This is a genomic window from Halobacillus sp. ABA4_118 (assembly GCF_056160205.1).
Map to the genome: position 1 here is coordinate 2228254 of NZ_JBSWWS010000001.1, position 26350 is coordinate 2254603.

General features: G+C 47.5%; 29 protein-coding genes. 18 read left to right on the top strand and 11 right to left on the bottom strand.

Annotated features, from left to right (window positions below):
- Positions 1–22: 22 nt before the first annotated feature.
- The 5 genes from ACXAGL_RS11015 to ACXAGL_RS11035 all read left to right on the top strand — a co-directional run bounded on the left by ACXAGL_RS11015 (position 23) and on the right by ACXAGL_RS11035 (position 3994).
- Complete coding sequence (locus ACXAGL_RS11015; protein ID WP_474972000.1) at positions 23–409, top strand: GntR family transcriptional regulator; 387 nt, start codon at positions 23–25, stop codon at positions 407–409.
- Positions 406–1350, top strand: coding sequence for an ATP-binding cassette domain-containing protein (locus ACXAGL_RS11020; RefSeq protein WP_474971999.1), 945 nt, complete (start codon positions 406–408; stop codon positions 1348–1350). The genes ACXAGL_RS11015 and ACXAGL_RS11020 overlap by 4 nt, the downstream gene beginning before the upstream one ends.
- Complete coding sequence (locus ACXAGL_RS11025) at positions 1292–2038, top strand: hypothetical protein (protein ID WP_474971998.1); 747 nt, start codon at positions 1292–1294, stop codon at positions 2036–2038. The genes ACXAGL_RS11020 and ACXAGL_RS11025 overlap by 59 nt, the downstream gene beginning before the upstream one ends.
- A complete protein-coding gene (locus ACXAGL_RS11030) occupies positions 2035–2730 on the top strand; it encodes a hypothetical protein (RefSeq protein ID WP_474991189.1) in 696 nt (231 codons plus the stop codon). Before ACXAGL_RS11025 ends, ACXAGL_RS11030 begins: the two co-directional genes overlap by 4 nt.
- Positions 2731–3070: 340 nt before the next feature.
- Complete coding sequence (locus tag ACXAGL_RS11035) at positions 3071–3994, top strand: hypothetical protein (RefSeq protein ID WP_474991190.1); 924 nt, start codon at positions 3071–3073, stop codon at positions 3992–3994.
- 399 nt (positions 3995–4393) lie between these two features.
- Here the strand turns inward: ACXAGL_RS11035 and ACXAGL_RS11040 are convergent, their stop codons facing one another.
- The 4 genes from ACXAGL_RS11040 to ACXAGL_RS11055 are packed head-to-tail and all read right to left on the bottom strand — an operon-like array spanning position 4394 to position 6857.
- Positions 4394–5407 (bottom strand): hypothetical protein, encoded by a 1014-nt coding sequence (locus tag ACXAGL_RS11040; protein ID WP_474991191.1) that lies wholly within the window; start codon positions 5405–5407, stop codon positions 4394–4396.
- A gap of 5 nt (positions 5408–5412) precedes the next feature.
- Complete coding sequence (locus ACXAGL_RS11045) at positions 5413–5661, bottom strand: hypothetical protein (protein WP_474967496.1); 249 nt, start codon at positions 5659–5661, stop codon at positions 5413–5415.
- 12 nt (positions 5662–5673) lie between these two features.
- Positions 5674–6537: a permease prefix domain 1-containing protein gene (locus tag ACXAGL_RS11050; RefSeq protein ID WP_474991192.1), complete on the bottom strand. Its 864-nt coding sequence runs from the start codon at positions 6535–6537 to the stop codon at positions 5674–5676.
- Positions 6534–6857 (bottom strand): PadR family transcriptional regulator, encoded by a 324-nt coding sequence (locus tag ACXAGL_RS11055; RefSeq protein ID WP_474967498.1) that lies wholly within the window; start codon positions 6855–6857, stop codon positions 6534–6536. The genes ACXAGL_RS11050 and ACXAGL_RS11055 overlap by 4 nt, the downstream gene beginning before the upstream one ends.
- 128 nt (positions 6858–6985) lie before the next feature.
- Here ACXAGL_RS11055 and ACXAGL_RS11060 point away from each other — a divergent pair, with 128 nt between their 5' ends.
- The 8 genes from ACXAGL_RS11060 (at position 6986) to ACXAGL_RS11095 (ending at position 16749) form a co-directional block, all read left to right on the top strand.
- Positions 6986–7807, top strand: coding sequence for an ABC transporter permease (locus tag ACXAGL_RS11060; protein WP_474967499.1), 822 nt, complete (start codon positions 6986–6988; stop codon positions 7805–7807).
- Positions 7808–7811: 4 nt separating this feature from the next.
- Positions 7812–8591: an ABC transporter ATP-binding protein gene (locus ACXAGL_RS11065; protein WP_474967500.1), complete on the top strand. Its 780-nt coding sequence runs from the start codon at positions 7812–7814 to the stop codon at positions 8589–8591.
- A 16-nt stretch (positions 8592–8607) separates the two neighbouring features.
- Positions 8608–9681, top strand: a complete 1074-nt coding sequence (locus ACXAGL_RS11070; protein WP_474972326.1) for an ABC transporter substrate-binding protein — start codon at positions 8608–8610, stop codon at positions 9679–9681.
- 317 nt (positions 9682–9998) lie between these two features.
- A complete protein-coding gene (locus ACXAGL_RS11075) occupies positions 9999–12077 on the top strand; it encodes a glycoside hydrolase family 3 protein (protein WP_474991193.1) in 2079 nt (692 codons plus the stop codon).
- 26 nt (positions 12078–12103) lie between these two features.
- Positions 12104–13381, top strand: a complete 1278-nt coding sequence (locus tag ACXAGL_RS11080; RefSeq protein WP_474967502.1) for an exo-beta-N-acetylmuramidase NamZ family protein — start codon at positions 12104–12106, stop codon at positions 13379–13381.
- Between the two features lie 147 nt (positions 13382–13528).
- Positions 13529–15169: an SLC13 family permease gene (locus tag ACXAGL_RS11085; RefSeq protein ID WP_474991194.1), complete on the top strand. Its 1641-nt coding sequence runs from the start codon at positions 13529–13531 to the stop codon at positions 15167–15169.
- A gap of 15 nt (positions 15170–15184) precedes the next feature.
- The gene (locus ACXAGL_RS11090) at positions 15185–16378 is read left to right on the top strand and encodes an MFS transporter (RefSeq protein WP_474967504.1); all 1194 of its coding nucleotides are present in this window, start codon (positions 15185–15187) and stop codon (positions 16376–16378) included.
- Positions 16379–16422: 44 nt separating this feature from the next.
- Positions 16423–16749 carry a CHY zinc finger protein gene (locus tag ACXAGL_RS11095; RefSeq protein ID WP_474967505.1) on the top strand — a complete coding sequence of 109 codons (327 nt, stop codon included), beginning with the start codon at positions 16423–16425 and terminating at the stop codon, positions 16747–16749.
- 68 nt (positions 16750–16817) lie between these two features.
- Here ACXAGL_RS11095 and ACXAGL_RS11100 read toward each other — a convergent pair whose 3' ends face one another.
- Both ACXAGL_RS11100 and fbpA read right to left on the bottom strand, forming a co-directional pair.
- Positions 16818–17117: a MerR family transcriptional regulator gene (locus tag ACXAGL_RS11100; RefSeq protein WP_027956249.1), complete on the bottom strand. Its 300-nt coding sequence runs from the start codon at positions 17115–17117 to the stop codon at positions 16818–16820.
- 19 nt (positions 17118–17136) lie between these two features.
- Positions 17137–17292, bottom strand: a complete 156-nt coding sequence (gene fbpA, locus ACXAGL_RS11105) for a Fur-regulated basic protein FbpA (RefSeq protein ID WP_474967506.1) — start codon at positions 17290–17292, stop codon at positions 17137–17139.
- Between the two features lie 337 nt (positions 17293–17629).
- Here fbpA and ACXAGL_RS11110 point away from each other — a divergent pair, with 337 nt between their 5' ends.
- The 3 genes from ACXAGL_RS11110 to ACXAGL_RS11120 all read left to right on the top strand — a co-directional run bounded on the left by ACXAGL_RS11110 (position 17630) and on the right by ACXAGL_RS11120 (position 21823).
- Entirely contained in the window at positions 17630–18694 is a 1065-nt protein-coding gene (locus ACXAGL_RS11110) for an AI-2E family transporter (RefSeq protein WP_474991195.1), read from the top strand.
- Between the two features lie 186 nt (positions 18695–18880).
- Positions 18881–20266, top strand: a complete 1386-nt coding sequence (locus ACXAGL_RS11115; protein WP_474967508.1) for a YjiH family protein — start codon at positions 18881–18883, stop codon at positions 20264–20266.
- A gap of 252 nt (positions 20267–20518) precedes the next feature.
- Complete coding sequence (locus ACXAGL_RS11120; RefSeq protein WP_474967509.1) at positions 20519–21823, top strand: Na+/H+ antiporter NhaC family protein; 1305 nt, start codon at positions 20519–20521, stop codon at positions 21821–21823.
- Between the two features lie 114 nt (positions 21824–21937).
- Here the strand turns inward: ACXAGL_RS11120 and ACXAGL_RS11125 are convergent, their stop codons facing one another.
- From ACXAGL_RS11125 to ACXAGL_RS11140, 4 genes are all read right to left on the bottom strand, one after another.
- A complete protein-coding gene (locus tag ACXAGL_RS11125; RefSeq protein WP_474967510.1) occupies positions 21938–22759 on the bottom strand; it encodes an STAS domain-containing protein in 822 nt (273 codons plus the stop codon).
- Positions 22760–22861: 102 nt separating this feature from the next.
- The gene (locus tag ACXAGL_RS11130) at positions 22862–23593 is read right to left on the bottom strand and encodes a VCBS repeat-containing protein (protein ID WP_474991196.1); all 732 of its coding nucleotides are present in this window, start codon (positions 23591–23593) and stop codon (positions 22862–22864) included.
- A 78-nt stretch (positions 23594–23671) separates the two neighbouring features.
- Positions 23672–24127, bottom strand: coding sequence for a hypothetical protein (locus tag ACXAGL_RS11135; RefSeq protein WP_474991197.1), 456 nt, complete (start codon positions 24125–24127; stop codon positions 23672–23674).
- A gap of 72 nt (positions 24128–24199) precedes the next feature.
- A complete protein-coding gene (locus tag ACXAGL_RS11140; protein WP_474971987.1) occupies positions 24200–25054 on the bottom strand; it encodes a DUF1206 domain-containing protein in 855 nt (284 codons plus the stop codon).
- Between the two features lie 125 nt (positions 25055–25179).
- Here ACXAGL_RS11140 and ACXAGL_RS11145 point away from each other — a divergent pair, with 125 nt between their 5' ends.
- A complete protein-coding gene (locus ACXAGL_RS11145; RefSeq protein ID WP_474967514.1) occupies positions 25180–25410 on the top strand; it encodes an excisionase family DNA-binding protein in 231 nt (76 codons plus the stop codon).
- Positions 25411–25442: 32 nt separating this feature from the next.
- On the opposite strand, the gene ACXAGL_RS11150 is transcribed toward ACXAGL_RS11145, so the two are convergent.
- Positions 25443–25823: a RidA family protein gene (locus ACXAGL_RS11150; RefSeq protein ID WP_474967515.1), complete on the bottom strand. Its 381-nt coding sequence runs from the start codon at positions 25821–25823 to the stop codon at positions 25443–25445.
- Between the two features lie 174 nt (positions 25824–25997).
- Here ACXAGL_RS11150 and ACXAGL_RS11155 point away from each other — a divergent pair, with 174 nt between their 5' ends.
- Complete coding sequence (locus ACXAGL_RS11155; RefSeq protein ID WP_474967516.1) at positions 25998–26168, top strand: Spo0E family sporulation regulatory protein-aspartic acid phosphatase; 171 nt, start codon at positions 25998–26000, stop codon at positions 26166–26168.
- Positions 26169–26350: the final 182 nt, after the last annotated feature.

Sequence of the window (26350 nt, forward strand, 5' to 3'; positions counted from 1 at the left end):
AATGCACCCATTCGGAGAGAAGGTGATCAAAGTGATCCTGGATACAGATGGCATGAAACCGATTTATATACAAATCGCAGAATGGATCGAAAGTGAAATCATGAATGGCGGTTTGAACGTGGATGAGAAGGTTTATTCGCAGTATAAGCTGGCGGACATATACAATATCAATCCCGCAACAGCGGCCAAAGGGCTTACAAAATTGGCAGAGGAAGGGATTCTTTATGATAAGCGGGGAATCGGTAAATTTGTGGCCGAAGGGGCAAGGCAGATGATTATCGAGAAACGGAAGAACCAGACATTAAAGCAGTTGATTGACGATGTGGTGACAGAAGCCGGCTATCTTCAACTGTCAGAGAATGAGATTATTGAACTTATCCGGAACTCATGGAAGGGGGGATCAGAATGAAAGCCGTTCAATGCGAAGAAGTCACGAAAAAGTACGGCAGAAGAACAGCGCTCCATGGGGTATCCTTCTCCGTGGAGGAGAATAAAATCATAGGTCTTGCCGGTCGGAACGGAGCAGGGAAAACGACCTTGTTAAAGATTCTCGCAGGCCTTTTGAAAGAAAGTGATGGAGAAGCTGAGGTCTATGGGAAACGGCCGTTCAACAATCTTTTGGTATCAGCCAACAGCATCTACATTGATGATCAGATGAATTTTCCAACGTCCTTAACGCTAAAGGAAATTTTAGAGGAGGGACGCCGCTTTTATCATAATTGGGATCATACACTTGCGATGAACTTGTTTGACTATTTCGGTTTTCACCCAAAAGGTCGTCACAACCAGCTGTCCAAAGGAAAAGAGAGCACCTTCAATATGATTATCGGCCTGGCTTCCCGTTCAGCGCTTACGATTTTTGACGAACCCACTACAGGGATGGATGCCGCGGTTCGGAAGGATTTCTACAGAGCCTTATTAAAAGACTATCTGGCATACCCGCGGACGATCTTACTATCCACACATCATTTGGAAGAGGTGGAGGATATGCTGGAGGAGATCATCCTTCTGGATAAAGGAAATCTTCTGCTGCATACCTCTATGGAAGACATGAAGTCCTATGCGGTCGCGGTATCCGGACGGAAAGAATCCATGCCGGAGTGGATGAAGCTTAAGGTTTTCTTATATGAAGAAAAGCAGGGACCTCACGAAAAGACCATCATCCTTGAGAATGATCTCACAACGGTGGAAAAAGAAGAGTTGAAGCGGAATGGTGTCCAGCTGTCAGCCGTTTCAGCGAGCGATGCCTTCATTTATATGACAGGAGAAGCAAATGGGAAAGGAGGCTTGGATGATGTATTCAGCGGACATATCAACAGCGGAAGTGGTCAAAAAACAAATCAGCTATAAATGGCGCGCCTATATCAGCGTGTTTACGTCGTTGGTGGTCATTCAGCTTCTGGCCGTTCTTTTTTCGTTGAATGGAACGGGAATGAGCAGTTCAGGAGGAATGAATTACAATATTCAGGTGGATTATTACAATGCAGATATGATTATGATTTTTACGATTTTCTGGGGATTTATAACGGCGCTGCTTCTGACGACCAAAGCCTACAGAGAAGATGACTTTGCGTTTGTTACCAACCGCACGAGCGGCACGTTGTCTACGATCATCTATTTGTGGATCATCTGCTCGATTGCGGGGTTCACGGCGTCACTTTCTGGATACCTCTTGAAAGTGGTGGTCTTCCTGTTCACCTCGCAGGAAATCTTGAACAGCACCGGGGCAGGAGGCACGGGGATCTATCTCATGGGCCTTGTATCGCTCATTCTGACTATTTTTATGTTCGCAGGCTTTGGTTATGCGGCTGGTATGATCGTCCAGTGGAATAAGGTGTTCGTCATTCTGCTTCCTGTTCTGATGATTGGTCTCTTGTTTTCACTGGAAAAGGCGGGCTATTCGCTGGATCGATTCTTTTTCCAATTCCTTTTTTCTGAACAGAATTTCTGGCTGTTTATCATGAAGAGTCTGGCCATCAGTACAGCTGCTTATGTTACCGCCTTTCTCATCTCAAACCGATTGGAAGTGAAAAGATGATGGTTCTGCTGCCTATACTTATTCTTGCTCTGGTCGTCGCCGTCACTGCGTTTTCTTCTATAGGAACGATGAAAATGCGCCTGGGTCAGGGGAAAACAGGGTTATGGATGCTTGGAGGGTATTTCGTCCTTCTGCTGGTATCGATGATTGTCTCTGCTTTCCTTCCTTTTGAAACAACAGCTTCAATGAATGAGGAAAGCACACATTCAAAAAATCGATCAGAAATATCCATCCCTATGTTGATTGCCGAGGGAAAAGTGGATGAGGTGAACAAGGATACCCTTGTCAAAGAGTGGTCTTTTGAGCTTCAGGATCACTCATTGACACTTGAATCCTATGTGGAAAACGAAGGTGGGCCGGGTATTTTCATAGAAAAAACTTCTGATCTAACCGGGAGGGTTCAAGCCTCTTATTACCGCTCGCCGATCTACGTGGATGGTTTAAAAGTCCAGGAAGAATTCAAACCGACTATGGCCATGAATCAGCAAACCTTGACGGTGAGCGTGGAAAAACCGGTAGATATTCATTACCAAATGTTCACCTCTGAATTTCCTTTCACCCAGTTTTCCGGGGAACGCGGGGACCGGGGAAGAGGAACTCATATCGATTGGGGCGAGGAGGCTGTCTATATTCAGGTTCCTGCAGGGACGGAGATTAACGGAAATTATACCCTTATTGATCCGGCTGCATAAAGAACATGCAAAACGTCTAGGTGTCAGACTCCTAGACGTTTTTTATTCAGCGGCGTTTCCCGCAGCAGCCGCCTTTACGCGGCTTTCGGCGAGGAGGTCTCTGTAAAGGCGCGGCGTCCGATTTTTTAGGTTGATCGTTGTGACTCATCCTTTCCCCTCCCTTCTTTACTATCATAAGCATCTATGATGAAAGCGAAACGGCGTTTTGGCCTAAACAGGTCAGCTCACACCTGTGCGCGGTGGTGATATTCAGACTTGAAGGTTCATAGGATAGAAAAGAAGGATAGATGGACAACGTTTGCCTATGGGGTGAAACGTATGGATGGAGGAGGCGGAAGTGATGAATAAAGACGCTGTACAACTGCAGCAGAAAGTGATTTATTACCGCTCAGAGCTGGATAAATATAAGAAAAAGGTACAGGATTATCAGGAAAACTATCACTACTCCATGCTGGAAAGTTTAAAAAAAGAAAATGAACAATTGAAGCAGGAAAGCGGGCGCTGGTCGGAAGAAGAAGCGGTGCTGAAAGGTGAACTGGCTAAAAGAAACCAGACGTACGAACTCCAGCTGGAAAAAGCCCGGACGGAGGAAGAGCACTATAAAGCAGAAATCAAGAAGTGGCAGGCCCATGTCGTTGATCTGAAAGAATCTGAAAAACAGGAAGAAGCTAGAAGGAAACAGCTCGAGGCCGAGCTTGGGGAATATCAGCAGCGCTTTTTTCAGTCTCAGCGGGATACGTCCATGCTGCAGAGAAGTTATGCGGAACTGAAAGTCGAGATTCAAAGAGAGCAGGATAAACAAAGGGAATGGCATAAGAAAGCGGAAGAATTAGAAAAGTTGTTCGTGGAAGAAGGAAGACGGACCCGCCGTATGCTGCAGGACCAAGCCTTCTTAATGAACAATTACTTGGAAAGCCGGCGCCTGCTTCAAAAAGAAAAGCAGGAGAAAGCTTCTCTCCAAAAAGATGCCTCCCTGCGGAAAAAGGAACTGGAAGAGATGCAAAAGCAGTACGAAGTCGAGCAGGAGCAGGTCCGTCAGTTAAAAGGAGAACTCCAAAAATGGCAGACGGCTGCCGATCAACGGAAGAAGGAAGAGGAAAAGCTTCTTCACCAAATGGAGGACCAGATGGCTTCCTTTTTTGGTGAAGCCATCCGCCCTAAACATATGGCCGGCAATAAAAGTACTTTCATGAAAGTGTTGGAAACGAAGATAGAAGAACTTACTTCAGAAATTGAAGCCAGCGAGCAGCATAAAGATAAATAAAGCCCTCAACCTTGAACTTTCAAGTTTGAAGGATCCCTGTTTTTGGCTGATATCCTCTTTGACTGTATTTCGACTGTGAAATCCAAGTCTTTGTTTCGTAGTATAAAGAAGTCCGGCGTTCTGTAAAATAGAAGGCTGGACTTCTTTTTGTCTCGTCATTTAGTGATGTCACGTTCCACTTATCGGTGGATGCTTGCCGCGGGCACGGCCTCAGCTGACTTGGACAGGAAAACTACCTGCCCAAGTGGATCTTCGGCTCGCGCTGTTCCCGCAGGCGCCACAACCGAACGCTCCTCGTGACATTCGTAGGCTGCTTGGTGTACATCTATTTTGAATAGAGTTGGTTTCACCTGGTAATCGGCATTTCTGATTAATAGATCCCCGGTTCCGGGGCTTTTTTTATTGCTCGGAAGATGGAATGGTGATGTTCAGCTGTCTTCGGTCTGTTCCATCTGTGTCGACGGTCCAGTATTCCCGTTGGGGTTCGCGTCCTGCGAAGTTCCGGTCGATCGTGTAGAGAATCTGGTCAGACGAACGGAAAAACAGGGGATGCCCTGCCTGAACGGAGCTTTTTGTAATCTGCTTGATGTTTTCCCCATTGGGAGTCATCGTGAAGATTTCATATTCGAAGGTGCCTTTTTCATTTGTGGAGGCCACATCGGAAAAGGCGACCGTGTTCCCATCAGGGGATAAGCGCGGACCGCTGACGACGGGTTCCTGGGCTTTCGAATAGGACAGGGATTCCGGCCACATCGTCGTCGTTTCTCCCGATGCGAATTGAAGGCGCTCGATGGCATGTTTTTCATAATCCAGTTTATAAAGCAGCTCCTCTTCGCTGATGACCTGCAGAGAATTGATGGAGACCGAATTCAAGTCGGTGACCTCTTCCATTTCTCCGGATTCGATGGCCAGTTTATAGACATCGAATTCCGTCGGCTGGGTGCGGCCATCATCATAGACGTCCTTATATTCTTCATTTTTCAAAAGGTATAACTGGGTGCCGTCCGGAGAGAAACTCATATCTGATACGTACGTTTCCTCATCAAGCAGAGGAGTGGTTTTCCCTTCCTCCCACAGCATCAACTGTTGATGGTGGTGGACATCGCCTTCCCATTGACGGATAAAGGCGACTTTCCCGTCTGAAGCGAAAACGGGACGCGTATCGTCTTTTCCCTTCTCTGGTTCCGTCAACCGCTCGGCTTCACCACCGCTGGAAGAAACGGTATACAGACTCCCGTGTCCGTCCTGATGGTAGGTGAAGACGATGGATTCATCATCATGGGAAAGATCAGGGGCTTCTCCAAGACCGGTCGGACCGCCGGAAGAATCAGCGAATGTCCCGGTCCAGTACAACAAGCCGAACAACACGGCCATACTGCTAATGAACAGGATGTTCTTCTTTACCAGCGACAACAGCTTCACCTTCCTTTAGCATAGTCTTTCGATAAAACGTGCGAAACGGCTCCGGATAGAAGGAAGATCACTCCGTAAATGCCTATGATTAAATGAAACAGTAAACCAACCAGAAGGATGAAAGCTCCGTACCCTGTCAAGGCTTGTGTGGTTAGAAGCAGAGCCTTTCTTTTTTTCATCCACACCAACGACCCTGCAATGATAAGGAATAAGAAAAAGACCGACCAGGCCAGCGTAATAAGCAGATCAATCATAAAGATCCTCCTTTATATCCAACTCAATATTGTAAGTGGCAGGCCTGCAAGCAGAGCGCAGAACAATAGACCGGTAAAAATGGCTGTGACAGGCTTTCTTCCAATAATGTTCATTTGATATTTGTAGAAAGCCAGCCAGGCTGCTACAGCTGTCAAAGGGAGGAAGACCCTGGCATTCATGCCGCCGAAAACAAGCGCTCCCCATGTGGTGAACAAACCGGCCCCGGAGATCATCACTCCATAGATAAGGTTGACGGTGTGGCTGATTGTTGTCACTGTCCGCTCTTTTTTATCAGCAGAAGGACTCGTAGTAGCGTTATACGAATTCCGTACGATAAAAACAAGGCAGAAGAGGACAAGAAGGGTTATGAAAAAGCTCATGAAGATGACCTGCAGCTGATAAAACGGGGGTACGACCATATAGTTGAACGCATTCCATAACATTGTCAGGAACACAATCACATTGACGGACCAATAATGCCGGCCGGTCCAGGCTATGTTGATGGCAGTCAAAACGACGAGCATTCCGAGTGACAGCTGGATGGCAAGCCATCCAGGCCAGGGGTCCCCGAACGAGAACGTCGCTGTAAGGTGAATGAAGATACCAAGCAGGATGGTACCGGACCCGATCAAGTAAAGCAGTCCTCGTTGGAAAGGGTACAGACTTTCCTGGATACCGCCCCCGATCATGCCGGCATCCCCAAAATCCTTGATGGCCAGTTTCTCCGCTCTTTTTTCATTTTCACCCTCATCGATATACTTTTGTTTGGCGCTCGTAAGGTGAGTGGTCAATTCTTCACGGATTTCCTCCCGTTCTTCTTTCGTGCTCTGCATTTCCTTCAATATGTGATCGACATGCTTTTCAATTCTTTTCATGCCAGGTCCTCCGACGTCTTAGAAATAAGGTCGCTGACACTTTTCCATTCCTGAAGCTTCTGCTGCAGGATGGTGCGGCCTTCATCGGTGATGCGGTAGTATTTCCTCCGTCCTCCGGTTGTTTCGGACCAATAAGACGTCAGCCATTCTTTGCGTTCCAGTCGTTTCAGAGCGGGATAGAGGGTGCCTTCGCTCATATTGTAAAGCTGGTCACTCTGCTCCTTCAGGTGTTTGACAATCTCATAGCCATACATGTCTCTGCGGTTGACTAAGTTCAACATGAGAATATCGATGCTGCCTTTCATGATTTCCCGGTCCATAGATTCACACCTTTTCCAAATTATTCTAAAACCATTGTATAACGAGGCACCTCGTTTAACAAGGGGATAAATGGAAAACTCACACATCTGGGCCTTCGCACATACAGTATCCATTGAGGTGGTCAAAGATGATACATCGCGCTAAGGAGATCCGCGATGATCCGGTTCAAATGGAACAGCAGGAATGGAAGCAGAGACAGCGTCAGCAGCGCTTGAAGCAGGCTCTGACGGTGTCATCACCGGTTTTCCTGCTTCTGGTCTGGGAATGTTTTTCGCGGATGGGATGGATCGATGCCCGTTTCTTTCCACCCCCGAGTGCCATTCTCTTCACATTTTGGGAGCTGGGGCAGAGCGGTGAGCTGTTTCATCATATTGGAATTTCCCTGTTTCGGATTGCTTCAGGATTTTTACTCGGGGTTATCCCGGCGGTGGCGATCGGTTTATTTATGGGGTTGTATTCACCGGCACGCCATTTTCTCTCTCCGTTGATTATGGCTGTTATGCCCATCCCTACGCTTGCGCTGCTGCCGATCATCATTATTATGTTTGGGGTCGGCGAAGTTTCGAAGATTGTAACGATTGCCGGCAGTGTCTTTTTTCCAGTTGTCATCAACACCGTGGCCGGGGTGACGAACATCGACCGGATTTATCTGGATGTAGCAAAGAATTACGGGGCGGGGTCCAGACAGTTTTTCTTCAAAATCGCCCTCCCGGGGTCTCTGCCTGTCATGCTCGAAGGTATCCAGATGGGGCAGGCGATTGCCCTGTTGACGATTGTGGCTGCTGAAATGATGGGAGCAAATTCAGGAATCGGTTATCTTATTTGGACGTCCTATAAAGCATTTCTGTTGAAGGAGATGTATGTCGGGCTGATCGTGATTTCGTTCTTCGGTTACCTATTCTCAGTTCTGCTGCGCGGCCTGCAGGTGAAGCTTCTTCCATGGAGGTGATCCAATGAGTACGAAAATCGTCATGAACGATTTAACGAAAGTATTTTATAAAAAAGATGCGAAAGTAACAGCGCTGGAAAACATATCGATGAACATCGAGGACGGTGAATTCATCTGCCTGCTCGGTCCGAGCGGCTGTGGAAAAACGACCCTTCTCCGAATATTGGCAGAGCTGGAAAAGCCGAGTGCCGGCTCGTTTGCCATCACAAGGGAGAAAGACGGGCGCCCACTCCAGTCCATGGTTTTTCAGGAACGGGGGGTTATTCCATGGCTGACAGTGGAAGGGAATGTGAGCTTCGGTCTGAAGATGAGACGCACGCCTGATGAAGTGACAAAGGAGCGCACAGCGTATTACCTCAAAAAGACGGGATTGGAAAAGTTTTCCGAGTTGTATCCCCGTGAACTGTCGGGTGGGATGAAGCAGAGAGTCAGCATTGCAAGAGCATTTGCCAATGACCCGGAAATCCTTCTGATGGATGAACCCTTTGCTGCCTTGGATGAGCAGAACAAATTCATTCTGCAGGAAGAGCTGCTGTCAATCTGGGCTGAAACCAAAAAGACGGTCTTGTTTATTACCCACAGCATTGATGAAGCCCTCCTTCTCAGTGACCGGATCCTTTTAATGAGTGCGCAGCCGGGAAGGATCATTAAGGAAATCCATATCCAGTCACCAAGACCACGGACGATGGAGCAGATCCGCTCTGACCCGGAAATGGCCGCTCATTTTGTCAGCGTCTGGAACCATCTGCAGAACGAAGTGCAGCAGTCGCGTTCCCCTATTTGAAAGGAGTCGGAATATGATGGTGAAAAAAGTCTGTCACCTGCTTTCGTTTTTATTATTCCTTTTTCTTCTGTTCGGCTGTGGCGCCGTAGAGGAAGAGAAACAGAGGGAAGGCCCCCCGCCTTCAGGAGATATGGAGCCGCTTGAGAAGAAAACGACGGTCGTCATTGCAGAGGATGGTGCGGCTTCCGGGGCCGGCTTTTACATTGCGAAGGAAAAAGGATATTTTGAAGATTACAATATTGATATCCGGTTTACAAGTTTTGCCAATAGTGATGATATGCTTCCGGCTCTTGCCGCCGGAGAAGTGGATATCGCCGGTGGTGTCTCGACAGCGTCCTTCTTTAACGCGATCGCCCAGGGCATTGATGTAAAGATCATTGCCGACAAAGGGCATTACTTTGAAGGGAATTCTTATTTCAGCTTCGTTATCCGCGAAGATCTGCAGAAGGAGATTCAGGAGTATGCCGATTTGAAAGGGAAGCGGATTGCGGTCTCTTCAAGGAATGCTGTCGATGATTACATTTTTCAAAGAATGCTTGAGCATGCCGGTCTGACAGAGGATGATGTCGAGCTCGTCCTGATGTCCGATTTTGGGAATATGCTGGCAGCAATGGGCAGCAAGTCGATCGATGCAGCCTTGCAGATCGAACCTTTAATCACCCAGGGCGAGGCGCAGGGTCTTCACGTCCGCTTTAAAGATGCGACCGATTATGCCCCCGACGCTCAAATTGCTATGGTTCTCGGGTCACCGGACTTCGTTGAAAAAGAAGAAGAAGTTTCTGTCCGGTTCATGGCAGCGTATTTAAAAGGGATCCGTGATTATAACGACGCCTTCCTATACGGGGAGGGATTGGATGAAGTGATTGGAATGATGACGAAACATACGGCTCTCAAAGACCCGGCCATATGGAAGAAGGTCGGTGTCACGGGTCTTGATCCCGACGGCCGGATGTTTGTTGAAGATATTCAAAAGCAGTTTGCGATGTACAAGGAGAACGGTGCCATAAGTGGTGATGTGGATTTTGATCAAGCTGTTGATACATCGCTGACGGATCGCGCATTAGAGGAAATCGGTATGTACGGCCGGTAAAGAAAAAGGCATTCCTGACACCAGGGGTGCCCTTTGTACTTTATTTACAAAATATTTCATCATTTTTGACATAACATTTCAAAATGATTCATTGGACGCATTAGGAAGGGATGGGAAAAACAGGAGTTTGCGACTGATCAGGGCCTAAAGTGGTATAGACGACTATATCATAATTCGTTACGCTTTTATTACAATTTGCAAACGCTTTCAAAAAGTTTGTACATAGACCGTCTTTTTCCGATCTCAACGTTTTGCAGAAGCGGCTCCGGATACCCGTGGCCCTTTTACAAATAAATAAGGATAAGGAGGAATGGCAGATGAAGACAATTGGAAAGTGGAGTGCCTTGTTTGTGCTGGTGCTCGGTCTTGCACTTCCCCCGGGACAAGGGGCTGTAAAGGCAGAAGAGGAAACGGAGAGACCGGAACTCATGCTCCTCGAAAATGTTCCACAGGCGGATGTGACTGTGAAAGATGGACAGTTCGACTTAACGGCCTTACATGTGTACGGGGATGGATCGTTTAAAAAGGTTGAAGAGGGGCTGTCATGGGCAGCTTCGAATAAGAAGGTGGTCCAGGTGGATGACAAGGGGCAGCTGACCTTCACAGGGAAGCCTGGTAGATCCTGGGTTGCTGTATCGAATGGACGGGATAAAGATTGGATTTTCGTCTACGTTAAAGGTGGTAAAAAACAGTCGGAAATCCAAATTCAAAAAAATAGAGGGCAGAAATACGACCTGGTTCACCATGCGATGGAGAACATGTCGATGAAAGAAAAAGTCGGTCAGATGCTGATGCCTGACTTCCGGAATTGGAACGGGGAGAATGTTACCAAAATGCTTCCTGAAATTGAAGATCTCGTAAAGGAGTATCATCTTGGCGGAGTCATCTTATTCAGGGAGAATGTCGTAACAACCGCTCAGACGACAGAGCTTGTGGCGGACTATCAGGCGGCGGCTGAGAAATATGGACTGCTTGTCACAATTGATCAGGAAGGCGGAATTGTGACCCGTCTGCAGTCCGGGACGGATTTCCCGGGGAATATGGCTTTAGGAGCCACACGTTCGGAAAACATCAGTCAGGATGTAGGCCGGGCGATCGGGGAAGAGCTGTCTGCTCTTGGTATCAATATGAACCTGGCACCTGATATGGATGTCAATAACAACCCGGATAACCCGGTCATCGGGGTAAGGTCCTTCGGCGGAAATCCCGAGCTTGTGGCAGATATGGGACAGGCTTATATGTCAGGCCTTCAGGAAACAGGTGTTGCCGCCACAGCGAAGCACTTTCCGGGGCACGGGGACACGGCTGTCGATTCCCATATCGGTCTCCCGGAAGTACCGTATGACAAGGAACGGTTGAAGGAAGTGGAATTGTATCCCTTCCAACAGGTGATGGATGCCGGGATTGATGCTGTCATGACGGCTCATGTCACATTCCCGGAAATCGATGATACGAAAGTCGTTTCCAAAAAGGACGGCGAAGAAATCGCTCTGCCGGCCACTTTGTCAGAAAAAGTGCTGACGGGTCTGATGCGTGAGGAGATGGGCTATGAAGGCCTTGTGATTACAGATGCGTTGAATATGAATGCGATTCAGGAACATTTTGGGCCTGTGGATGCGGTGATCCGCGCCATTAATGCCGGAACAGACATCGTCCTTATGCCGGTAGGACTCGAAGAAGTGGCGGGTGGAATTTATGAGGCTGTTGACACAGGGGAGATCGAAATGAAAACCATTGAGGATTCTGTAGAGCGGATTCTCACTCTGAAAATCAAACGGGGCATCATCAAATCTGAACAGCCGCCTGCGCTTGAGGAACAAGTAGCGCATGCCGAAGAAGTCGTCGGTTCAGAAGAACATAGGCAGGTGGAAAAGGAAGCCGCAGAGAAATCCATCACTCTTGTGAAGAACGAGGAAGTCCTGCCGCTTCAGGCAGAGACAGACGATAACATCGTCGTTGTCGGTGATTCATTCAGCTCCTCCTTAGCAGAGGCTGTGAAGAAGATCCATGACCGGACCACGTTGATTGATCACAATTCTGAGGCCTTTACGTCCGAAGAGCGGACGGCTCTTCAAGAAGCGGATTATGTCATTGCGGGCACCTATACGTATAATGTCTGGACGAGATCACAGAATCACCCGCAGATGCAGCGGATGCAGGAAATTCTGGAGATCGCCGAAGGACCGGTCATCGGCGTCGGGATCAGAAATCCTTATGATGTGATGGCTTATCCGGAAGTGGACGCTTATATCGCTCAGTACGGGTTCAGGGATGCGAGTTTCTCAGCCACTGCGTCGACTATTTTCGGGGATAATCATCCTTCAGGAACACTTCCGGTGACCATTCCAGGGGAAAACGGTGTGCTGTATGACTATGGAACAGGAATGAGTTACTGAATTTTAAACAAAGGGGAGAGGTTGATTTGAAAAAATGGCTGGCTGCGGCACTTGTGCTGATCATGACTTGGACGACATTTTCTGTTGTAACGGCGGATCACAATGGAAGCAATGGGAAGCATAAAGGACATTATAAAAATGGAAAAGCCTTGAAGCTTGGGGTGGAAGTCCTGCTTGATGATAAGAAAGAGCTGATTGAAGGGAAAAAAGTCGGCCTGATTACGAATCCGACAGGTGTGGATAAGGACTTGAACAGCATTGTCGACCGGCTCCATAAGGACGAGGATATCGACTTGACGGCTCTCTATGGCCCGGAGCATGGAGTCAGAGGGAGTGCTCAGGCCGGGGAATATGTGGAATTCTATACCGATGAACAGACCGGTCTCCCGGTGTACAGCTTATATGGGGAGACGCGGAAGCCGACTCCTGAGATGCTTGAAGATATTGACGTACTGATGTTTGATATCCAGGATGCAGGTACACGCTTCTATACGTACATTTATACGATGGCCTATGCAATGGAAGCGGCACAGGAAAATGACATTCCTTTCATTGTCCTGGATCGTCCCAACCCGATCAGCGGAGACACGGTCGAGGGGCCGGTGCTGGATATGGATTATCAATCGTTTGTAGGGAATTACCCTATCCCGCTTCGTCACGGCATGACAGTCGGGGAGCTGGCGATGCTTTTCAACGAAGAATATGACATCGGTGCTGACTTGGAAGTGATTGAAATGAAAGGGTGGAAGCGCAAGATGGACTATGACGATACAGGCCTTTCCTTTGTCGCTCCATCACCGAATATGCCGACGGTGGACACCGCCTACGTGTATCCGGGAGCGGCGTTGATCGAAGGAACGAATGTATCGGAAGGGCGGGGAACGACCCGGCCGTTCGAGCTGATCGGTGCGCCATTCATAAACAGTACGGAGCTGGCTGAGGCCATGAACGCCAATCATCTGCCGGGGGTAATGTTCCGTGCCGCTTCCTTTACCCCGTCCTTTTCCAAGCATGCAGGAGAATTATCTCATGGCGTGCAGATTCATGTGACCGACCGGGATGAATACAAAGCAGTGGAAACAGGTCTGACCCTCGTAAAGACCATTCATGATCTGTATCCGGATGATTTCGCTTTCCGTGCAGAGAACAGTTCAGGTATTTCCTTCTTTGATTATTTGATTGGAAATGGCTGGGTGCGTGAAGCGGTCGAAAACGGCAGATCGGTGGAAGATATCCAGGAAGAGTGGGAAGAAGACCTGGAAGACTTCAATGATTTGAGAGAAGATTACCTCCTTTATAAATAATGGAAGCTCCTGCCTCAGAAGTAGTTAATGGGGGCAGGAGTTCTTTTCTTTGTAAGCGTTATTTTTACATTCAAGGGTACCTTGTGATAAAATTTGTAAATATTCATACATATTTGACAAAAAATGTGCGGGAGAGAGGGGAAGGTCATGAGTCAAACGGCTTTACTTAAAAACGTATGGAATCGGATGTGGGTGCTTCATCGAGAAGCGAAGGAGCTGCTGACATTCGCCTCAGGGGGATCAGGTTCCACAGGAAGTGCAGGTGCACCGTCGGCCTCGAGCGAGGAAGAACCTGGACCAGCTTTTGATAGGAGACAGAGAATCGGACTTGTACTCGGGCCGCTTTTGTTTGTGCTCACGCTGTTATTTCTGGAGGCGGATGGATTGTCCGCCAGTGCGGTGGCAGTCCTTGCCAGCACCCTTTGGATTGCGACATGGTGGATTACCGAGGCTGTACCCATTCCGGCGACATCGCTGCTTCCCCTCGTCCTTTTCCCGATTACAGGAGGGCTTGATGGGGGAACGACAGCTTCCTCTTATGGCGATAATACGATTTTTCTTTTTATGGGCGGTTTCCTTATTGCATTATCCATGCAGAAATGGAACCTTCATAAACGGATAGCTTTGTTCATTATTAATGCGGTCGGGACCAGCACAGAACAGATTGTACTCGGGTTTATGGTTGCGACCGGTCTGTTGTCCGCCTGGATTTCCAACACTGCCACAGCGATGATGATGGTGCCGATCGGTATGGCTGTTATCTATCAGGCTTCTGAACAACTGAAAAAACAGGGAGAAACCGTGGATCACAGTAATTTCAACTTCGGGAAAGCCGTCATGCTTGGTGTCGCTTATAGTGCTTCCATCGGTGGGCTGGCAACGCTGATCGGAACGCCCCCGAATACGATTTTCAAAGGAATCGTGGAGCAGACGTACAATATTGAGATCAGTTTTGCCGGCTGGATGGCCTTTGGTGTCCCTGTTTCGGTTATCTTTATCGCTTTGGCGTGGTTTTACTTAGTAAAGATCGCTTACCCGATGAAAATCAAAGAGCTGCCGGGCGGACGCAAAGTGATCAACAAGGAAAGGAAAGAGCTGGGGGCGATGTCATCCGAGGAGAAAATCGTCATGGCTGTTTTTACGCTTACAGCGGCTGCCTGGATATCCCGTTCCTTTTTTCTCGCTCAAATCAACGAAGATATCAATGATACGATGATTGCCATGACAGCGGCTGTGCTGTTGTTCCTCATTCCTTCGTCGAATAGAAAAGGGGACTATCTGCTTGACTGGGATACAGCAAAAGGGCTGCCATGGGGAATTCTCCTTTTGTTCGGGGCGGGCCTTGCCATTGCGTCCGGATTTCAGGAAACTGGTCTGGCGGAGTGGATCGGGACCCAGCTGACCGTGCTTGACGGGGTCAATCTACTGGTGATTATCGTCATTGTCACAGCCATGGTGATTTTCCTGACAGAGATTACGTCCAACACAGCAACGGCAACGATGATGTTTCCGATTATGGCTTCTCTGGCCGGTGCGATTTCTGTTCATCCGTACAGTTTAATGATTGCTGCAGGCATGGCTGCGAGCTGTGCGTTTATGCTGCCCGTTGCTACACCGCCCAACGCTGTTGTTTTTGGTTCAGGATATCTTCGTATTCCAGATATGGCAAAAGCAGGATTTCTGCTGAATGTCGTGGCGGTTGTCCTCATTACTCTGGCTATCTATTTCTATCTCCCAATGGTATGGGATCTGGACCTGGCCTCTTTTCCGGAACGTTTTAACTCATAGAAAGAAGTGGATGTCATGGAAGCGACTGCTGCACAGCATCAACCCTATACACCATCAGAAGCGGGTTTCTGGCGCGTGACCATCGCGCTGATGCTCGCTTCCTTGTCTATATTTTCAACCCTTTATGTCTTTCAGCCGCTGCTTCCGGTTTTTACATCGGAACTGGATATTACAGCCACACAATCCAGTTTGCTGATGTCGGCCTGTGTTACGGCTATGGTTTTCGGTCTGTTCGTTCTTGGTTTTGCTGCGGATCGATACGGACGGGCGCTTGTGATGCGGGGATCTCTCCTTTTCACAGCTCTCAGTTTAATCCTCATCCCGATCATGCCGGAATTTGAATGGATGGTGACGCTCCGTTTTATCCAAGGGTTCTTCCTGGCTGGTATCCCAGCGGCTGCCATGGGGTATCTGGGCGAGGAAGTGTCGTACAGGCATATCGGTCTTGCGATGACCTTGTATATTTCCAGTAATGCTCTTGGAGGCATGGGAGGACGTGTCATCGGAGGTTACTTGACCGACTTATTTGACTGGCAGATGACCCTCTGGTCGTTTTCGGCCTTTGGAGTACTGGCTGCCGTCTTGTTTCTCTGGCTTTTTCCTAAGGAGCGTTTCTTTGAAAAAGCCGAACAAAATCTTGTAGTGGATTTAAAGGGCATGCTGATCCATTTAAAAAGTGTCCCGCTGCTTGTGTTGTTTCTTCTTGGCATCTTGATGCAGATTGTTTTTACGGCGGTTTGGACGTATCTGCCCTTTTATCTTGAGGGCGACCCGTTCCACTGGCCTTTGAAGTGGATTGCCTTCACGTACTTCGCCTATCTTTTCGGTGTGCTGGCCCCTCCAGCTGCAGGCAGGATCTCGGATCAGGCCGGGTTGAAGAAGGTTATGTTCTGCGGTGTCGTGATTTTCCTGATAGGGACAGTTCTTACTGCTGTAAGAGAAGGTTGGAGCATCCTGATCGGACTGTCGCTTTTGTGTATGGGGTTTTTTGTGGCTCACTCCATGGCTTCCGCGCTTGTCAGCAAAACAGCGACCCACCACCGGAGCGGAGCGTCAGGGTTTTATTTGATCAGCTACTATCTCGGAGTGGCCATCGGAAGTACGGCCGTGGGTACTTTATGGGAGAATTTTCAATGGTATGGGGTGTTGAGTGTAGGCTTTCTTCTCCTTGTTCTGTTCGTGCTTTATCCTTTTTATAAAGAGGCCTGATCTGATTTCTTCATGTGATAAAATAAAGGGAGGGAGAGGATACGATGCATGATGTTAAAGGAACTCAAGTGGACGCTCAGACACGCTGCGTCCATTACCACAGCGATATCGATATCATTGCTTTAAAATTCCACTGCTGTGGAACGTACTATGCCTGCTGGTCCTGCCATGAAGAACATGCCGGTCACAAGCCGTCCCGGTGGCCCCGGGAACAATGGAATAAGCGGGCGGTTCTCTGTGGAAACTGCGGATATGAGATGACCATTCAAGCATATATGAATACATCCAGCTGTCCTTCCTGCAGCCACAGGTTCAATGAACGCTGCAGCCTTCATTATCCATTATATTTTGATATGGAAAGCCGCCCATAAAAGGAGGGCGGTTTTTTTGTGCAGAAAAAAAGCCCCGGGACCTGGGGGGGCCGGGACTGCCTGCCGTGTTATTTGTTCATCTTGAAGTGCGCATTTAATTGACCGCGCAGCATTCGTTCCATCACTTTGCCCTTTTTCGTTTTCTGCAGATCCTTCCTGATTTCATAGGTCTGCACACCTTCCTCGCGTTTATCTGCAATCTGTAGAAGTATTTCTACATCGGAAAATGAATATTTGCGCGTTCCGCGTTTGGTACGCTCCGGATAAATAAGTCCTCGTTCTTCATAATAACGGATTTGTCTCAGGGAAAGCCCGGTCAGTTCATTGACCGTCCCGATGGAAATAACTTTTTTATGTTTATACGACATACATTCTCCTCCTTGGCGGCTAAGGACGGTTCAATCGTGATACAAGCGTTTCCAGTTCAGTCAAGGTGAGGGTGTAGAGTATTTCATCAGCAGCCTGATAGATGCCGGCTTCAATCAACTTTTGAATATAGTATTCTTTCATTTGGTCAACGGCCGCTCGCAAGTGGTTGGACATTATACATCACTCCCGTTCGGATTCCATTTTTTGTTTAAGTTATAATCAGTCTAATGGGAATTGTCTTAATTGTCACTCTTTATGTTAGAAAATCTAACATATTTTTTTCGGAGTGTGAGAAGATGTTCCATTATCCGTGTCGCCTTCATGAATCTTTTATCTGCTTCTTCCGTTAAAATGGATAAAGTCGGCGGGGAAGATGTCTGTCGTAACTGCTGGATTCATGAAATGCTGCAGGCACCCGTATGTCTTGCTTTTTTTTATAAGAGTATAATAATCCCTGTTTATCACAGGGGGAAAAGGTGAATAGGACAAGAAAAAAAGGAATGTGATACTTATGTGGATCAAGCATCCATATTTTAAATATGTGACAGGAGCTGTACTTTTCCTGATTCTCATTTATTTTCTTGAAAAGCTGGAGTTTCTCTATCCAGTAAAGACCATTTTCGGTACGCTTTTTTATCCGATTTTAATCGCCGGTTTTCTTTTTTACATACTCCGGCCTGTTGTGGAGGTTTTAAGCAGGACGCGTTATCTTCCTAAACCGGCGGCGATTCTCCTTGTATTTGCTGTGATTGGCGGTGCGTTAACGGCGGCCGGCTGGGCTTTGTATGCAACCATTCAAAAACAGATCAACAATATATCCCAGCTTCCTGACAAGGTGAAAAAGACTGCGGAAGAAGCCTCGGACACTTTGGAAAAGAATGATATGGGCATGGTCTCCACAGCGAATATCCAACAAAGGGTGACGGAGTATTTTGGTGGACTGACCCAGCAGATCGGCAGCCATATGTCCGATATCTTCACAACCGTTGCCGGAGCCGCTTCGGTTCTGGTGATTGTCCCTTTCGTCTTATTCTTTTTACTGAAGGATGGGGACCGCCTTCTTCCTTTCTTAAAAAAGGGACTTCCCGGGAAGTTGAAACCGCGGGGAGAAAAGCTGCTGCGGGATGTAGATAAAACCGTTTCGTCCTATATTGTCGGACAGGTGACCGTGGCAGCAATCGATGGGGTGCTTACCTATATCGGATACGTGATCATCGGTCTTGATTTTGCACTTATTCTTGGACTCTTTACAGCGTTTGCCTGCATCGTTCCCTTTGTAGGTCCTGTCATCGGTGCTGTGCCTGCGATCGGTGTGGCTCTCATGCAGGAGCCGTCCATGGCGTTTTACGTCGTCATTATATTTGTTGTCGTGCAGCAGCTGGAGGGGAATCTGGTGGCACCTTATGTTTTTGGAGAGAAGCTGAATATTCATCCCCTCACCGTCATTCTGCTGCTTGTCGTCGCTGCTCCTTTGTACGGAGTGGTGGGTATGATCATAGCTGTACCCACGTATACAGTGCTGAAAGTCATTTTGAAACACAGTTATCAAACCTATCAAATCTATTATTCTAAATAAAGAGAAAGGCCCGGAAGAATGACTTCCGGGCCTTTCTTTATGCTGTTCTCTGAAAAAAAGAAGGAAGTTTCAGGGATTACCGGAACAGCCTGTTGAATTTTTATTCGATAGATTGTATAGTTACTTAATATCAGAAATGTTTATTTATGCACTCATACTTATAAAAATGTCGGAGGAGGAAGAAGAATGGAACTACAACAGGAAAAAATGAAAGAGACAGCAGGAGCATCTGCTTATACAACGAAGCAGTGGATGAAATTCATCCTTCCTTCTATCATCGGAATTCTACTATTTCTCGTACCTATTTCTATCAATGGCAGAGTAACGATCGGGCTCGGAATTCTAGCGGATGGACTTCAAGGGGCCATGGCTGCTTATATTCCAGCTTTTATGACAGGGGTCATCGTCTTCTCGACACTCGGAACGTTCATCGTGAAATTCGTTCCCGTGGAAAAGAGAAAACCGGAGGCCTTCCTGTTTCAATTATTTGATGTAGGGCCGCTTTGGATGGCTTTCCGTTTCTTTGGGGCTGTTTTTGCGGTTCTGACTCTCACCCAGACGGGCCCGGCGGTGATTCAGTCGGATTTGACCGGCGGTGTCGTATTGAACGATCTGATCCCTGTATTGATGGTCTGGTTTTTGTTCGCCAGCTTGTTTATGCCGCTGCTTTTGGAATTCGGACTGATGGACTTTATCGGTACCGTGGTGCGGAAGGTCATGCATCCCCTGTTCAAGCTTCCGGGGCGGTCTTCGGTCGATGCAATGGCTTCCTGGATGGGGAGCGGGACGGTCGGGGTTTTATTGACGACCCAGCAGTATGAGGGAGGCTATTATTCTAAACGTGAAGCATCCGTGGTGGCTACGAACTTTTCCATTGCTTCCATTGCCTTCAGTTTAGTGATCGCCAAGTTCCTGAATATCGATCACCGGTTCGTTGCCTTCTACTTTACAGTCGTCGTCTGCGGGATTGTAGCTGCGGTCATTTGCCCGCGTATTCCTCCACTGTCGAGAAAAAAAGAAACGTATTACGGACCGGTCGGCAAACAGATTGATGAAGTCGTTCCGGAGGGAGTCTCTTCATTCAGATGGGGATTGGAAAAAGCGGTGGAAAAAGCCGATCAAGTGAAAAGTGCTGGAACGGTTGTGAAAAAAGGGGTTTATAATGTACTGGATATCTGGCTTGGATTGATTCCGTTGGTTATGGCTCTTGGAACGGTTGCGCTGGTAGCTGCAGAATTCACGCCCGTCTTCACGTATTTATCGTACCCATTTCTGCCTCTGCTGCAGCTGCTCCAGATTCCGGAAGCATCAGCCGCAGCTCCTGCGATGATCGTCGGGTTTGCTGACATGTTTCTTCCGGCTGTTGTGGGGAGCGGGATTGAATCAGAGCTGACCCGTTTCATAATCGGAGTCATGTCTCTTACGCAGTTGATTTACATGTCGGAAATAGGCATTCTGTTAATCAAATCTAAAATTCCGATCAACTTCTTTGAACTGTTCATCATTTTCCTGCAGCGGACCGTAATCACGCTGCCTGTGGCCGCGTTGATCGCTCATCTCTTCTTCTTCTAAACACGCTGTTCATAAAAAAGAGGCGCCGCTGATATTCAGCGGCGCCTTTCATTTTATTTCAATAGGGGAGGTCATTACATTCATAGGTTTCGGCTCTTTTTGTCATTTTCAGGGGGCCTTTACGACTTTTATCCTTCAACGTTAAAAAAAGTCGGCGCTGTGATGAATGGAATGTTTCTCATGCTTGATATCCACGCGGGAATTAGGGTAGAGTATGAAAGGATTCTAATCTTGAAGAAAGAAGGAGCATGTATGGAAAAAGAAAATAATATCAAGGGAAATGGCTTGGCCTTAATTCCTTTTCTCGTCTTTATTGTCCTTTTTATCGGTTCTGGGATATGGACCGGAGATTTCTACCAAATGCCGGTGCTGGTCGCTATATTTGCAGCGATTTTAACAGCCCTGTTTATGAATAGAAAAACGGATTTCCAGACAAAGCTGCAGCAGTTTACGGAGGGAGGCGGGCATTCCAATATCATTCTGATGGTCGTCATTTTTCTGCTTGCCGGAGCCTTTTCCACTGTCGCTGAAGGGATGGGAGCGGTAGATTCGACAGTTAACCTCGGGCTGGCCGTTCTGCCGGGACAGCTGCTTATTGTCGGCCTGTTTCTTATTGCGTGTTTTATCTCCATTTCCATGGGGACATCTGTAGGAACGATTGTCGCGCTGGCGCCGATCGGAGTCGGTATTGCAGATCAGACAGGATCGGCCCTTCCATTAACTCTGGGAGCGCTCATCAGTGGGGCGATGTTTGGGGATAACTTATCGATTATCTCTGATACGACCATTGCGGCTGTCCGTACCCAGGGAACGAAGATGAAGGACAAATTCCGCGCCAACTTTCTCATCGTCCTTCCGGCAGCCATTGTAACAGCTGTTATATATGGCGTATTGACCGCTGGTGCATCGGGGAGCGCGCAGGGAGATCAAAGTTTTGAAATCATCAAAGTTCTTCCTTATCTTGGAGTGCTCGTGTTTGCTGTGATGGGGATTAATGTCATCTTCGTCTTAATGGGAGGCGTGATCTCTGCCGGGCTGATTGGACTTCTGATGGGGGATTTCTCAGGAATGGAACTCATCACTCTCATTGGAGATGGTTTTGCCGGGATGCAGGAGCTTTCTCTGCTTGTTATCCTTCTTGGAGGTCTGGTGGAGCTGATCCGCAGAAATGGTGGAATCGATTTCCTATTAGAAAAAATCAGCAGTCGTGCCCGCTCCAGCCGTGGCGGTGAATTCAGCATCGCCGGCCTTGTTGCCGCGGTGAACGTGTCAACAGCGAACAATACCATTTCTATTATTACGGCAGGTCCGCTTGCTAAACAAATCTCTTCACGATTCGGGATTGACCCTAAACGATCGGCGAGTGTGCTTGATATCTTCTCAAGCTCGGTGCAGGGGCTGATTCCGTATGGGGCGCAGATCTTATCTGCCGCCAGTGTAGCGAGTATATCACCCGTCAGCATTGTACCGTTTGCCTTTTATCCCATTCTCCTGGCGTTATCAGGAATTCTTGCGATTCTGTTCAGGTTTCCACGTTCTCATGCAAATCAAAAGTAAAGCATTTGAAAAAGCATCAAGCCCTGGCTTGATGCTTTTTTTATTGGGATTGACCATTGGTTATGTAGAAAAGTGGGGATAGGTCAATGCATTCTCCTGTTCAAATGAAGTTTGTTAGCCGTCTTGATTGACGGACAGCAGTGCCTGTTTCAAATCATTGTAGGTTTCCAGCTCTTTGAAGCTGATTTCTGAATCGATGGCAGCCATAGCCATTTCTGTCCGGATGCCGGTCAGGACGGTCCTCGTACCGAGCAGTTTGATGGTTTTCGTTAGATTGAATAAGTCATGAATGAATACATCATCAAACGTGGCAATGCCGGAGAAATCAATGAACAACAGACGCAGGCCGTATTCTTTCACTTTATGAAGGGTATGATCTTTAACGACTTCAAAACGGTCCGGTGAGAATTCTCCTACCAGGGGCAGCACAGCCTGAAATTCATCAATGAGCACCACTGGGGTTGATACTTCATTTAAGTCCTTCTCGATTTTCTCATGTTCTTGTTCTTTCAATTTATTATAGTTATCTGTGGTTGCACGAATCGCTGCATCAAAGGCAGTCACCACTTCTTCCGTAACGAGAAAGCCCTCTTCCACCTTCGCTTCCTTGATCATGTCTGATTTTCTCATGTGCTTCATCAAGGAGAGGCGGAAAACGCAGAGGACATCTACGGTCTGTTTGAGAAGCACCCCACGGGAGTAGAGGTAATTATTCGTATCATAACCGATTTCGGCGGCGTTGGTTTCCTCTGGATGCTGCAGAAGACTTCTCGCCACACGATCAAGAAGCAGGGACAGCATATCGAAGTGATAAGTCAATTCCTGATCGGTATAGTCGATTTCTAATTGGTCCAATGTTGCGGGAAGCAGTTCACTGACAAGTTTCGTCTGGTTATCTTCAAAGTATTGCGCGAGTCTTTGGTTTAAACTGTCCATCTTTGGTCTCCTTCCGATAAGCATTATTGTACCTATACCCTATTTCACCGTTCTATAACTTAAAATTTCCCAGTCGGAGCATTTGATTCTACACTTATTTATTTACTCGGATGATTGTCCGGAAACGGCGAGGTACTGTTGATTGGAAAAAGGGATGAACTGCTGCCCGTTCCAGGAAAGGGGCGTTTGGATGAGGCCGAGGCCATCGGCATTATACCGTCCGATGACACGTTGGAATGCGAATAATTCATATACACCATCACCGTTGAAGTCGATCGGATATAACTGATTGAGTCCGGATACTGATCCTTCGATCGGGATGAGCAGTGTCCCGTCATCAGCATAGATTTCAGAAAGATAGTCCTCACCGCGGTTACTCAGGTCAATGATAAAAGACAGGGCGAGTGTCTCATTCGTCACGTCCACTTTATAATCATTCTGGTAAGTGACGGAATACGTAAATAAAGAATCGAAGGTCTCATAATTAAATAGAAGAGAAGGCTGATTGTTTAAGAATGCATAGACATAGTAATAACCAAAACCGCCGCTTCCGCCTGAGTCCATACTGATTAAAATATTATCGGTGCCATTCCCCGTGAAATCACCTAAGAACAGCCGGGGTTGATATCCAGTGTTTGTAATGAGGGGAATACTGTAAAACTGCTGGGTACGCCCGTCCTGGATAATGAGCGTAATGCCGGTTACGTACGGGCTGTCGGAAGACTGGTACCCGGTCAGGTACACATAGTCGGTGATGGAGTCTCCGTTGACGTCTCCGTAAGCAAAAGCTGTAACAACTGCCGTTTCTGCCTGCCGCCTGAAGTAATGCTGCATGACGCAGACCTCCTTTATTACAGCTTATGCAGGCTGGGTCGGCGGAACCAAAAAAAAAGAGCCCGGAGGGGCTCTTTTTTAAAGACGGCTGAATCCTTCCTGCTCAAGGAAAGACGCTGCCTCCTGATAGGAGTTGAACGCGCCTTCCAATGTTTCATCAGCATAGACGTTGTAGCCGTCTTCTTCTCTTAATAAAATCAAAGCCTGATCGCGGTTGTTCAGCCATTCTTCCATAACCGGATTTTTTTCAGCCGGGGATAAGGAAAGCGAGTCAACCGCCTCTTTGATTAAATGTCTCAAAGCATCGGCGCTGTAGTCTTTAATATTGATCATGCCGCGCTCATCCGTGTCTGCGCCTTCGATTTCACCGGCATAGACAAAGCCGTTGCCATTTGGATGAAGGCGGTATACGATGATTTTCTTATCATAAAGGCTGTCCTCATAGTGGAAATTCACTCGTCCAAGCGAGACATCTTTCCGGTCTAATTCCGAAAACTCTTCAATGATTGCAACTTTTTCTTCAAATGTAAGCATAACGTCCTCCTGATGTCATTCGTAGGCTTAGTATAGCACAACCACGAACGTCATACATCAAGTCTGCAGCAATCATTTTGCGCCGAAGTTCATGCGTGTGTAACGCCCGCGGACGATTTGATAAATGCCGTACAGCATCAATCCCAATCCAGCAATACCGAGAAGGACCTGCCCAAAGGGCTGCTGAGATATTTCAGAAAGAGCACCGTCCATGCCTTTAGCCTGATCAGGGTTGGACGTCAAAGCGGTCCTGATGAAGAAGAACCCAATTAAACCAAGCACAACGCCACGGGCAGATAAACCGAAGCGTCCACTCGTTTCAGCTACTTTTCGGTGATGCTTATCCATATCACCATGATTGAAAGATTTCATAAACCGTCCTGTGGATCCTTGGTAAAATTCGTAGACGGCATACCCGATCGTAATGAGCCCGACAGCTCCGACGAGCCATTGACCGAAAGGCTGGGATAACAATTGCGCGGACATGGTTTTTTCCGTACTTCCGCCGCTTGAGCCTGCATTCATAGCAATTTTCACTGCATTGTAGGCAATACCACCATAAATGACAGCAGCTACGACATACCCAATCCGGGTAATGATCCCTTTTGCGTCACTGCCTTTATTTGCCGGGTCAAGAACGGCTTCGATCAGCCGCCAGATAATGTAGCCGAGCAGGCCGATGGCCACACCCCATAACAGGATTTCACCAAAAGCTACTTGAGCCACGGTACGGAACATACCGGATGTTCCGGTCGTTTTTCCGCCCCCGACACCGATCACTGCCATGAAAGTGAGGAGGCCGATCAGCATGTATACCGTTCCCTTGGCCATAAAACCGAACCGGGCCAGCCGGCGGACCCATGGTTTTATATCCTCCTTGGTTTGTTGAGCATCTGAATTGCTTGAGGATGTAAATGTAGAAGCCATCTCTCTTTGTTCACTCCTTCTTTAACTTATGATTGCTTAAAGAAGTATTTCCCGATGTGAGACAAAAAGAAACCGGCTCGTGGTGGAAATCATGTTAAAATAGGGGAGAGAAAGGGGGCGTCCTTATGTATATGACTGTAAAGGAAACTGCTGCATACCTGGAGCTTCCTGATGACTATATCGAGTATCTGATTCATCATAATAAAATTAAAACGGTCCATGATGGGGAGCAGTGGCTGATCAATAAACATCAATTCTCCAAGCATTTGGAGCAGATGGAACACTACAGGGAATTGATTCAGGAGTATTTGAACAGCCCGATTCCGGAAGATCCTGATATTAAGGATGAAGACTAAAAAAACAGAGCCGGTAAGGGCTCTGTTTTTGGCTATTTTCGAACAGCTACGGCTTCGATTTCTACTCTGGCTCCTTTAGGCAGTCTGCTGACCTCAACGGCGGCGCGTGCTGGATAAGGTTCTTTCAAATAGCCGGCATATACGTCGTTCACAGCGGCAAAGTCATCCATGGAAGCAAGGTAGATATTCATTTTAGCTACATGGGAAAAGTCGAGACCGGCTTCCTTCAGAACAGCTTTCAAGTTTTTCATAACCTGATGGGTCTGTTCAGTGACGTCATCGGATACAAATTCCATCGTAGCAGGATCCAGAGGGATCTGGCCGGAAAGAAAAACAAGGCTGCCAAGGTCAACCGCCTGGGAGTAAGGTCCGATGGCACCGGGTGCCTGGGTGGTGGAAATCGTTTGGAACATGGTTCTGCCTCCTTTTATGTATGTGGCTAAAGTTTACCACGTTTTTTTCTTTGGACATAGCGTTATCCGCCGGCGGTTAACCCGCGGCCTTCGTTCTTTAAAAGGAACGTCTCCCGTTTTTTTCGGTTTAGGCTTCAGGAAACGGGGAAAATGATTGAGGAAGGAGTTGAGGGCATGCCTTATAAAGAAAGACTTGAAAAGCAGATTGAGGAATTAAGAAAACACATGTATGACATATATAATAAGAACCCGGAGGATCCGGAGCTGCTGCGCATTTCCCAGGATCTGGACGACCTTTTGAATCGTTTCGGAAATGAGGACAGCTATCACTGCTCAAACCAGTGAACCTTTTTTACAGAGGAAGGGATGCATGGTTTGATGCTTTCGGCGTGTTGTGTTAAATTATCAGTAATGCCGCCCTGCGATCATTACGACTGCGGGAAACTTAACCATTCCTACAGGGTGGCAGGTTTCATACATAAAAAAGAGCCTTCTGCATCGAGCAGAAGGCTCTTTTTTATGTACTT

Bases quoted from the DNA above. Each gene is read 5' to 3' on its own strand.
- ACXAGL_RS11020 (WP_474971999.1), top strand. From the start codon at position 406: ATGAAAGCCGTTCAATGCGAAGAAGTCACGAAAAAGTACGGCAGAAGA.
- ACXAGL_RS11025 (WP_474971998.1), top strand. From the start codon at position 1,292: ATGATGTATTCAGCGGACATATCAACAGCGGAAGTGGTCAAAAAACAA.
- ACXAGL_RS11030 (WP_474991189.1), top strand. From the start codon at position 2,035: ATGATGGTTCTGCTGCCTATACTTATTCTTGCTCTGGTCGTCGCCGTC.
- ACXAGL_RS11035 (WP_474991190.1), top strand. From the start codon at position 3,071: ATGAATAAAGACGCTGTACAACTGCAGCAGAAAGTGATTTATTACCGC.
- ACXAGL_RS11045 (WP_474967496.1), bottom strand. From the start codon at position 5,661: ATGATTGATCTGCTTATTACGCTGGCCTGGTCGGTCTTTTTCTTATTC.
- ACXAGL_RS11050 (WP_474991192.1), bottom strand. From the start codon at position 6,537: ATGAAAAGAATTGAAAAGCATGTCGATCACATATTGAAGGAAATGCAG.
- ACXAGL_RS11055 (WP_474967498.1), bottom strand. From the start codon at position 6,857: ATGGACCGGGAAATCATGAAAGGCAGCATCGATATTCTCATGTTGAAC.
- ACXAGL_RS11060 (WP_474967499.1), top strand. From the start codon at position 6,986: ATGATACATCGCGCTAAGGAGATCCGCGATGATCCGGTTCAAATGGAA.
- ACXAGL_RS11065 (WP_474967500.1), top strand. From the start codon at position 7,812: ATGAGTACGAAAATCGTCATGAACGATTTAACGAAAGTATTTTATAAA.
- ACXAGL_RS11070 (WP_474972326.1), top strand. From the start codon at position 8,608: ATGGTGAAAAAAGTCTGTCACCTGCTTTCGTTTTTATTATTCCTTTTT.
- ACXAGL_RS11075 (WP_474991193.1), top strand. From the start codon at position 9,999: ATGAAGACAATTGGAAAGTGGAGTGCCTTGTTTGTGCTGGTGCTCGGT.
- ACXAGL_RS11085 (WP_474991194.1), top strand. From the start codon at position 13,529: ATGAGTCAAACGGCTTTACTTAAAAACGTATGGAATCGGATGTGGGTG.
- ACXAGL_RS11090 (WP_474967504.1), top strand. From the start codon at position 15,185: ATGGAAGCGACTGCTGCACAGCATCAACCCTATACACCATCAGAAGCG.
- ACXAGL_RS11095 (WP_474967505.1), top strand. From the start codon at position 16,423: ATGCATGATGTTAAAGGAACTCAAGTGGACGCTCAGACACGCTGCGTC.
- ACXAGL_RS11100 (WP_027956249.1), bottom strand. From the start codon at position 17,117: ATGTCGTATAAACATAAAAAAGTTATTTCCATCGGGACGGTCAATGAA.
- fbpA (WP_474967506.1), bottom strand. From the start codon at position 17,292: ATGTCCAACCACTTGCGAGCGGCCGTTGACCAAATGAAAGAATACTAT.
- ACXAGL_RS11110 (WP_474991195.1), top strand. From the start codon at position 17,630: ATGTGGATCAAGCATCCATATTTTAAATATGTGACAGGAGCTGTACTT.
- ACXAGL_RS11115 (WP_474967508.1), top strand. From the start codon at position 18,881: ATGGAACTACAACAGGAAAAAATGAAAGAGACAGCAGGAGCATCTGCT.
- ACXAGL_RS11120 (WP_474967509.1), top strand. From the start codon at position 20,519: ATGGAAAAAGAAAATAATATCAAGGGAAATGGCTTGGCCTTAATTCCT.
- ACXAGL_RS11125 (WP_474967510.1), bottom strand. From the start codon at position 22,759: ATGGACAGTTTAAACCAAAGACTCGCGCAATACTTTGAAGATAACCAG.
- ACXAGL_RS11130 (WP_474991196.1), bottom strand. From the start codon at position 23,593: ATGCAGCATTACTTCAGGCGGCAGGCAGAAACGGCAGTTGTTACAGCT.
- ACXAGL_RS11135 (WP_474991197.1), bottom strand. From the start codon at position 24,127: ATGCTTACATTTGAAGAAAAAGTTGCAATCATTGAAGAGTTTTCGGAA.
- ACXAGL_RS11140 (WP_474971987.1), bottom strand. From the start codon at position 25,054: ATGGCTTCTACATTTACATCCTCAAGCAATTCAGATGCTCAACAAACC.
- ACXAGL_RS11145 (WP_474967514.1), top strand. From the start codon at position 25,180: ATGTATATGACTGTAAAGGAAACTGCTGCATACCTGGAGCTTCCTGAT.
- ACXAGL_RS11150 (WP_474967515.1), bottom strand. From the start codon at position 25,823: ATGTTCCAAACGATTTCCACCACCCAGGCACCCGGTGCCATCGGACCT.
- ACXAGL_RS11155 (WP_474967516.1), top strand. From the start codon at position 25,998: ATGCCTTATAAAGAAAGACTTGAAAAGCAGATTGAGGAATTAAGAAAA.